Genomic DNA, 8,978 nt, shown 5'->3' on the forward strand with positions numbered 1-8,978 from the left:
TATCTTGTGATGATTTTAAATGCTACGAAGAAATTTTCGACCGAAGATAGAATATATAAGTTCAGCTCGTAAAATTTAAGCCGTCAAGACAAGAAATTTTTGTTTTGTTTAGTAATTTTAAAACCCCAAGAGGCAGTATTTTTTGCTAGATGAGGCGAAATTTTACGATACAAAGGAGCATACATCATAGTATGTGACTGAAGTAGAGTGAAATTTTAACGACGTATAGCAGAAAAAGACAAATCGCCAAAGACAAGAAATTTTTTGTTTTAGACAAGGCGGATGAGCAAAAACAAGGGAGCGTATATATGATACGTGACCGAAGTTTGAAGCGATATCCAACGCAGTATAAAACAAAAAGGGCTTGTCTTTTTATAATTTTCTCATCTTCGCTATCTCGTCGCGCAATGCCGCCGCCTTCTCAAACTCCAGCTGCGCTGCCGCTTCAAGCATCTGTTTTCTTAGTTCTTTTACTATCGCAGCTCGCTCGCTAGCTGGCATCTTTTCTAAATTCTTACCGCGCTTGTAAATTTCACCATCATCTTCGACATGCAAGCTCTCTTCGATATTTCTACTTGCAGAGTGCGGTGTGATGCCGTGAGCTTTGTTGTACTCATCTTGAAATTTACGCCTAGCAGTCGTCGTATCGATCGCCTCTTTCATCGAGTGCGTGATCTTTTTGGCAAACATTAGCACCTTGCCATTTACATTTCTAGCCGCACGCCCCATTGTCTGTATAAGGCTCGTGGTCGAGCGCAAAAAGCCCTCTTTATCAGCATCCATTATAGCTATCAGGCTCACTTCAGGCAGGTCAAGCCCCTCACGGAGCAAATTTATGCCTATTAGCATGTCAAATTCGCCACTTCTAAGCCCTCTAATGATCTCATTTCGCTCGATCGCGTCGATGTCTGAGTGCATATACTTGACCTTTATGCCAAGCTCGATGTAGTAGCGACTTAGCTCCTCGGCCATCTTTTTAGTTAGCACCGTAACTAGCACGCGCTCACCTCTTGCGATCACCGCCTTTGCCTCGTCAAATAGCGCCTCAACTTGATTGTCACTATCTTTTATCTCGATAAGAGGATCAAGCAGCCCAGTAGGTCGCAAAATCTGCTCATAGACGTGCCCCTGGCTGATACCAAGCTCGTATTCGTTTGGCGTGGCTGAAACAAAGAGAAATTTCGCCTTTTTACTTATAAACTCATCAAATTTAAGCGGCCTGTTATCAAGCGCTGATGGCAAGCGAAATCCATACTCCACAAGCACCTCTTTACGGCTCCTGTCACCCGCGTACATGCCCCTAAACTGCGGCAAACTAACGTGGCTCTCATCGACGATGACTAGATAGTCTTTGCCGCTTATCTCAAAGTAGTCAAACATCGAGTATGGCGTCTCTCCGGGCTTTTGTCCAGTTAGGTGGCGCGCGTAGTTTTCGATGCTTTTACACATGCCAGTGCTCGCCATCATCTCAAGGTCAAACTCCACCCTTTGCTTTAGTCTTTGCGCCTCGACTAGCTTGCCCTGCTCGTTAAATTCTTTCAAACGCGCATCAAGCTCCTCTTCGATCTCTTTCATCGCGATCTTTAGCCTATCGGCACCCACGATGAACTGGCTAGTGGCATAAAGCGTAAATTTAGAGATGTCCTTTAGCCTTTTGTTATCAAGCACGTCAAAATGATACATCGCATCGATCTCATCGCCGAAAAACTCGACTCTTAGGGCTTCGTCGTTATAGTAAGCTGGATAAATATCCACCACATCGCCATTTACACGAAAATCCCCTCTATCAAAGTAGTTGTCATTGCGCTTGTAGCCCATATCCACAAGCTGCTCTAAAAGCTTTCTTTGGCTTATCTTCTCGCCCACGCTAAGATATGCCACCATCCCTTTATACTCGCTTGGATTACCAAGGCCGTAGTTTGCAGAGACTGAGGCGACACAGATGACGTCATCAAAGCTTAGCAAGCTAGCCGTTGCAGAGAGGCGCAGGCGCTCAAGCTCCTCATTTACCGAGCTATCCTTTTCTATATATAGGTCGCTTCTTGGGATGTAGGCCTCTGGCTGGTAGTAGTCGTAGTAGCTTATAAAGTACTCGACGTGATTTTTTGGGAAAAAGCCCTTAAATTCGCTGTAAAGCTGAGCGGCAAGGGATTTGTTATGCGTCATGATGAGCGTTGGCATATTTAGCTCACGTATGACGTTTGCCATGGTAAAGGTCTTGCCAGACCCTGTCACACCTAGAAGAGTTTGGTATTTATTGCCTGATTTTATACTTTTTACTATCTCTTTTATCGCTCTTGCTTGGTCACTGCTTGGGCTAAATTTAGATGAAATTTCAAATTTACTCATTAACTACCTTTAAATTTGGGCGAATTTTATAGCAAAGATAGTGCTTTGTCAAATGAGAATTTTAAAAAGAATTTAGCCTCTGCGTGTTAGAATACGGCATTAATTATTATTTTAAAGGAACCTTTATGTTTGAAGATAATGCGATCTTAACCACACTAAGCGATAAAGTAAATGACCTCATCACAAAATACGATGAAGTTTGCAGAGTAAATGAAGAGCTACGTAACGAGATCGTAACATTAAAAGCACAAAATGAGGCAAAGAGCAATCAGATCATGCGCTTAGAAGAGGATCTTGACAAGAAAAATACCGAAGCTGACGATGTAATGAGAAAAATTGAAGCTGTCCTTGGCAGATAAGCTTGGCTAAAATATGAAAAAAATTACGCTCACGATATCATCTCGCGACTATACGATCACGCTTGATGATGATTTTGCTAAATTCTTTGAAGATGACTGGCAAAATTTAATGGGCGGACGCCAATTTATCGAGCCAAAAGAGCTTTTAAATGCCTTTATAGAAAAATGTTATGAAAATTATGCTGTGATAAAGGCAGTAAAAAATTTAACTGGCAACGTTGATGAGATATTAAAGCGAGAAGAGAGATGAAAAGACGAGCTTACACCTTGCTTGAGCTAATATTTATAGTAGTTATACTAGGTATTTTAAGCACAGTCGCTATACCTAGACTATTTTTTTCTAGAAGTGATGCTACCGTCTCAAATGCAAAAACTCAACTTGCTGCCATAAGAAGCGGAATTTCACTAAAATACAATGACAATATCTTGCAAGCAAAGCCAGAATTTCCACAAAAACTAGACGATGGCGATCCAAGTAAACTCTTTAAAAATGTTATAAATATACCGATAAAAGATAGCGGTAGCAAAAATGGCTGGCACAGAATAAGTGATGACAAATACACATTTAGACTAGATGGCAAAGTAGCAAATTTCAAATACGACAAAAATACTGGTGATTTTGGTTGTAGTGATGAAAATGAAATTTGCAAATCACTTCAGTAATGCATTATTACATACTCGCATTTTATGGGCTAAATTTAGCCCCGCTCACTTATGAAAGCGATCAAAAACTAGAAAAATTTCAAGGCGTAAAGGCTTCTTTAAGAGGAAAAATTCTTACTGCTTTTATCGTAAAAGAGACTGGCAAACCAGAGTTTAAAACAAGCAAAATTTTAGAAATTCTACCGATTAATCTAACTTCAATGCAAAGCGAATTGGCAATATTTATCTCAAAATATTACACATGCGAGCTTGGCGTCAGCCTAAATTTATTTGAACCAAATGACACTATTGCAGTAGATAAAATTTATGAAAATCAAAATTTTAATGTGACACCCAAACTAAGCAAAAAACAGCAAGAGGCTTTGGATTTTATAAACAAACGTAAAATTTCACTCATCTTTGGCGACACTGGAAGCGGAAAAAGCGAGATTTACATAGCAAAGATTAGAGAAATTTTAAACGCAGGCAGCCAAGCGCTATTTTTAATGCCTGAAATTTCACTCACACCACAAATGCAAAAACGCCTTGAGAGCTTCTTTGGTGAGGCAGTAGCAGTCTGGCACTCAAAGATAACATCAAAGAAAAAAGAGCAAATTTTAAAAGATATAAAAAGTGGCAAAATTAGGCTCGTTGCAGGTGCGAGATCGGCTTTATTTTTGCCACTTGAGAAGCTAAAACTTATCATCATAGACGAAGAACACGACGATAGCTATAAAAATACAGGCTCAAAGCCACACTACAACGCAAGAGATCTTGCCCTCTTTTTAACTAGTAAATTTGATCTACAAGTGGTGCTTGGAAGTGCCACGCCAAGCCTTACTAGCTTTTACAAGCAGGAGCATTTTCGCTTAAAAGGGACATATTTTGATTCGCAAAAAAATTACATTTTCGATGAGAGCGAGACCGGAATTAGTGAAATTTTAAAAGATGAAATTTCAAAAACACTCGCGAATAAAAAGCAAGCTGTCATCTGCCTGCCAACAAGGGCAAATTTTAAATATCTAGTCTGCAAAAACTGCGGTGAAACGTTAAAGTGCCCATTTTGCAGCATCGGTATGAGCTATTACAAAAAACAAAACGTGCTAAAGTGTCAATACTGCGAGCATAAAATGGCCGTGCCAAAAATTTGTCACCAGTGCGGTAGCGAGATGATAGAGGCCAAAAAAATTGGCACTAGCGAGCTACTTGAGCGGCTGCAAGCTGAGTTTGCGAATGCTAGGATCGCTAAATTTGATAGAGATGAAATAACGACGCAAAACAAGCTCGTAAAGGCTTTGAAGGAATTTAACGACAGCAAGATAGATATCTTGCTTGGTACGCAAATGCTAAGCAAAGGGCATGATTATCACAACGTAGAGCTTGCTGTCATCATGGGATTTGACGAGCTTTTAAATTTTCCTGATTATAAGGCCAGAGAGCGAACGCTCGCTCTTGCCATGCAAGTAGCTGGAAGAGCTGGCAGAAACGGGGCTGGTAGAGTTATCATTCAAAGCAAACAAAGAGAATTTTTTGAGAGCTACATCAGTGATTATGACGCATTTCTAAAAGAAGAGATTGGCTACCGCGAGGGGCTTTATCCGCCATTTATCAGGCTTCTTCGCATTATCATCTCGCATAAAGATGAAAACATAGTAAAAAATACAATGAATGAATTTGTGCAAAGAATAGAACCTTTAAGAAGCGATGAGCTTGAGATCATAGGATACGGAAAGTGCCAGATAGAGTATCTTGGAAGCAAATTTAGATATGAAATTTTACTCCGCTCAAACTCTCATATACCTCTTTTAAAAGCTGCAAACCTCTGCAAAAGCGAACTTAGCGATATTGATATAGACCCGGTCAACTTTAGTTAGGGATTAGCTAATGTTTACTATAATCTCGCCAAAAATTTAACGGATACATCAATGCTTTTTAACTCTTACGAATTTATATTTTTATTCTTGCCATTTACATTTTTTATATACTTTTATCTAAATAAAAAGCGTCTTACAGAAGTAGCGAAAGGATTTTTGGTACTGTCATCTCTCTTCTTTTACAGCTGGTGGAATGTCCTTTATCTGCCGCTAATCTTAGGCTCCATGGTGTTTAACTACTGCTTTGGAGTGGAGCTAAATAAAGAGAATAGTAAAATTTCTAAAAAATTTATTCTTATACTAGGGATTACGGCAAATTTAATACTCCTTGGATATTTTAAATATTCAGATTTTTTCATAAGCAATGTAAATTTTATCTTTAATACTCATATATCTCATTTAAATTTACTTTTGCCTCTTGCGATCTCGTTTTTTACTTTTCAGCAAATAGCCTATTTGGTTGATAGTGCTATGGGGGGGGGGTACGAAGCAGTATGACTTTTTAAACTACTGCTTATTTGTTACATTTTTTCCGCAGCTAATCGCTGGTCCGATCGTGCATCACAAAGAGATGATGCCGCAGTTTGCAAATGCTAGAAATAAAATAATCAACTACAAAAATATAGCGCTTGGTCTATTTATCTTTTCGATAGGTCTTTTTAAAAAGGTAGTTATCGCTGATAATTTTGCTATTTGGGCAACAAACGGATTTGATAACGCTATCGTTTTAAATTTCTTTGAAGCTTGGGCGACTAGCCTAAGCTATACATTTCAGCTATACTTTGACTTTAGTGGATACTGCGATATGGCTATCGGCGCGGCGCTTCTTTTTAATATAAAGCTTCCAATAAATTTTAACTCACCCTATAAAGCCTTAAATATTCAAGACTTTTGGCGTAGGTGGCATATTACTTTGAGTAGATTTTTACGAGATTACGTCTATATCCCGCTTGGCGGCAACCGCAAAGGCAAGGTGCGAACGTATATAAATTTAATGGCGACTTTTGTAATAGGCGGTATTTGGCACGGGGCTGGCTGGACATTTGTCTTTTGGGGATTTTTGCACGGCGTAGCCCTGGTTATACAAAGGATTTGGAGCGAGCTGGGCTTTAAACTAAATAAATTCGTAGCTTGGTTTATAACCTTTAACTTCGTAAATATCGCATGGGTCTTTTTTAGAGCTAAGAACTGGGATGACGCTTTAAAAGTACTAAAAGGGATGTTTGGGCTTAGTGGAATAGTTTTACCAAATTTTCTAGCAGCAAAGCTTGAGTTTTTATCTAAATATGGAGTTGGTTTTAATAACTTTATAGAAAGAGTTGGAAATAAAAATACTTTTTTATTCATGTTACTTGGCTTTATTTTAGTTTTGGTGTTTAAAAAAATAGTATAAAAAAACTAGAACAATTAAAAATTTAATTTTAGAAATATTCTATTATCTACTGTTATTTTTTTTACATTAGCCATTCTTTCACTAAATAAGATCTCCGAATTCCTATATTTTAATTTCTAAAGGATATAAAATGAAACCTATAAAATGGATAAGAATTTGGATTATAACGACAATAATTTTATTTATTTTAACCTTCTTGATAATTTTTACAATTAATCCTTATTACATATATGAAGTAAACTTATTTAATTTTAGAAAGGTAACAATTTACGATAAATCAAGAGAAATAGAACCTGTAATAATAAAACAAATAAAGCCATTTTCAATTGCACTAGGAACATCAAGACCAAAATATGGCATAGATGTTAGTCATGAATATTTTAAACCTGTCTCATATAATCTTGCAATTAGTGGTGGAAGCATATATGAAAACAAACAGCTATTTGAACTTTCAATACAACAAAAAAATTTAAAACATGTTTTGCTATGCCTTGATTACAGGATGTTCAGCCAAAAAGATAAAGAGAATGATGGAATAATAAGTAATTCTAGTAAAATAAAATATATCTTTAGTCTTGATGCCTTAATGGATAGTTTTAAGACAATGTTTGAAAATGGAAATGCCGCTGTTTTACATAACGGCAACACAATACTTTTTCTTAAGCATAATAATTATGCAAATGAATTCAAATCAGTAGAAAAAGATTATTACAAGAACAATTCAAAAAATTATACCTATACCAACACTGGTAAAAATAGTTTTCTTGATTTTGAAGAGCTTTTGGAAATAGCTTATAAAAACGATGTGGATACGGATATAATCTTTAATCCATCCCACATACGACTTTGGGAATCTCTTGATTATTTTATTGGACTTGATACTTGGTATAAATGGAAAAAGGATATCGTATTAACAGTAGAAAAAGTGGCTAAAAAATACAATAAAAAGCCATTTAGAGTAGTTGATTTTGCCGTTTATCACGAGATAACTAATGAAAAAATACCTACTGATGGTGCCAAAATGAAATTTTATTTTGAAAGTAGTCACTATACACCAAAACTTGGAAATATAGTATTAGATAGACTTATGAATAAAAGTAGCTACAAAGATTTTGGCGTAGAAATAACTAGTAAAAATATTGATGCTCACATAGAAAAACAAAAGAGCCTTCGAAGTAAATTTATAAACACTCAAGAATATAGGCAAGAAGTTTTTGGGGATTAGGGTTAAACAAATTTATTTAAAAGCCAAGATTTTATATAATCCCCAATAAAAATTTAAAGGTAAAATTTTGCAACGATACCCAACAAAACAGATAAAAATTCGTAATGTTTTAATAGGTGGCGACGCACCAATATCCGTGCAGTCGATGACCTTTTCAAAGACAAAAGACGTAAAAGGTACGCTAGAGCAGATACAAAGGCTTTATTTTGCAGGCTGTGACATCGTGCGCTGCGCAGTTTTTGACAAAGAGGACGCCAGCGCGCTAAAACAGATAGTTGCAGGCTCACCTATTCCAGTCGTTGCAGACATTCATTTTAACCACACCTACGCGCTTATAGTTAGCGAATTTGTCGATGCTATCCGCATAAATCCAGGCAACATCGGCTCAGCCAAAAACATAAAAGTAGTCGTTGATGCCTGCAAACAGCGAAATTTACCTATCCGCATAGGTGTAAATTCTGGCTCACTTGAAAAGCAGTTTGAGGACCGCTACGGCCGCACGGTGGAGGCCATGGTGGAGAGTGCGATGTATAACATCAAGCTTCTTGAGGATTTTGACTTTACAGATATCAAAATTTCGCTTAAATCAAGCGACGTTGAACGCACGATGCAAGCTTATAGAGCGCTTCGCCCAAAGACAAACTATCCATTTCACCTTGGCGTTACTGAGGCAGGTACGACATTTCACGCGACTATCAAGTCCGCGATCGCTCTTGGTGGGCTTTTGCTTGAAGGCATCGGCGATACGATGAGAGTTAGCATTACAGGCGAGCTTGAAGAGGAGATCAAAGTCGCAAAGGCGATCTTAAAAGATAGTGGCCGCCAAAAAGAGGGACTAAATATTATCTCATGCCCAACTTGTGGGCGTTTGCAAGCTGATCTAATGGCGGCAGTAAAGCTCGTAGAAGAAAAAACAAAAGGTATAAAAGAGCCGTTAAACGTCTCAGTCATGGGCTGCGTGGTAAATGCGATCGGTGAGGCAAAAGGCGCAGATGTTGCCATAGCATTTGGCAAAGGAAATGGCATGATCATGCGTCACGGCGAAGTGGTCGCAAGACTGCCTGAGAGCGAGCTTGTAGATAGATTTTTACAAGAGATCGATGACGAGATAAAAAGTAGGGACTAAAGGAAAAGTT

General features: G+C 37.9%; 7 protein-coding genes and 1 pseudogene. 7 read left to right on the plus strand and 1 reads right to left on the minus strand.

The annotated features are described in order from the left end of the window. Positions 1–372: 372 nt before the first annotated feature. Entirely contained in the window at positions 373–2,349 is a 1,977-nt protein-coding gene (gene uvrB / locus CVT17_RS05755; RefSeq protein ID WP_107858998.1) for an excinuclease ABC subunit UvrB, read from the minus strand. Positions 2,350–2,474: 125 nt separating this feature from the next. Here uvrB and CVT17_RS05760 point away from each other — a divergent pair, with 125 nt between their 5' ends. The 7 genes and pseudogenes from CVT17_RS05760 (at position 2,475) to ispG (ending at position 8,968) form a co-directional block, all read left to right on the plus strand. Continuing rightward, complete coding sequence (locus CVT17_RS05760) at positions 2,475–2,708, plus strand: hypothetical protein (protein WP_107858997.1); 234 nt, start codon at positions 2,475–2,477, stop codon at positions 2,706–2,708. 13 nt (positions 2,709–2,721) lie between these two features. Continuing rightward, the gene (locus CVT17_RS05765) at positions 2,722–2,958 is read left to right on the plus strand and encodes a hypothetical protein (protein ID WP_054196819.1); all 237 of its coding nucleotides are present in this window, start codon (positions 2,722–2,724) and stop codon (positions 2,956–2,958) included. Further along, positions 2,955–3,371 carry a type II secretion system protein gene (locus CVT17_RS05770; protein ID WP_103592913.1) on the plus strand — a complete coding sequence of 139 codons (417 nt, stop codon included), beginning with the start codon at positions 2,955–2,957 and terminating at the stop codon, positions 3,369–3,371. Before CVT17_RS05765 ends, CVT17_RS05770 begins: the two co-directional genes overlap by 4 nt. After that, on the plus strand, positions 3,371–5,224 hold the full coding sequence (locus CVT17_RS05775; protein ID WP_107770223.1) for a primosomal protein N': 1,854 nt from the start codon (positions 3,371–3,373) through the stop codon (positions 5,222–5,224). The genes CVT17_RS05770 and CVT17_RS05775 overlap by 1 nt, the downstream gene beginning before the upstream one ends. Positions 5,225–5,275: 51 nt before the next feature. Continuing rightward, positions 5,276–6,737: pseudogene (locus CVT17_RS05780) on the plus strand (MBOAT family O-acyltransferase). Between the two features lie 10 nt (positions 6,738–6,747). Then, complete coding sequence (locus CVT17_RS05785; RefSeq protein ID WP_107770221.1) at positions 6,748–7,842, plus strand: hypothetical protein; 1,095 nt, start codon at positions 6,748–6,750, stop codon at positions 7,840–7,842. 67 nt (positions 7,843–7,909) lie between these two features. After that, complete coding sequence (gene ispG / locus CVT17_RS05790) at positions 7,910–8,968, plus strand: flavodoxin-dependent (E)-4-hydroxy-3-methylbut-2-enyl-diphosphate synthase (RefSeq protein WP_107770220.1); 1,059 nt, start codon at positions 7,910–7,912, stop codon at positions 8,966–8,968. The last annotated feature ends 10 nt before the right edge of the window (positions 8,969–8,978 follow it).

This window comes from Campylobacter concisus (assembly GCF_003048775.2).
In the GTDB taxonomy this organism is placed as follows: Bacteria; Campylobacterota; Campylobacteria; order Campylobacterales; family Campylobacteraceae; genus Campylobacter_A; species Campylobacter_A concisus_I.

Coding starts and splice junctions, on each gene's coding strand:
- CVT17_RS05785 (WP_107770221.1), top strand. CDS start 6,748: ATGAAACCTATAAAATGGATAAGAATTTGGATTATAACGACAATAATT.
- uvrB (WP_107858998.1), bottom strand. CDS start 2,349: ATGAGTAAATTTGAAATTTCATCTAAATTTAGCCCAAGCAGTGACCAA.
- CVT17_RS05760 (WP_107858997.1), top strand. CDS start 2,475: ATGTTTGAAGATAATGCGATCTTAACCACACTAAGCGATAAAGTAAAT.
- CVT17_RS05765 (WP_054196819.1), top strand. CDS start 2,722: ATGAAAAAAATTACGCTCACGATATCATCTCGCGACTATACGATCACG.
- CVT17_RS05775 (WP_107770223.1), top strand. CDS start 3,371: ATGCATTATTACATACTCGCATTTTATGGGCTAAATTTAGCCCCGCTC.
- CVT17_RS05770 (WP_103592913.1), top strand. CDS start 2,955: ATGAAAAGACGAGCTTACACCTTGCTTGAGCTAATATTTATAGTAGTT.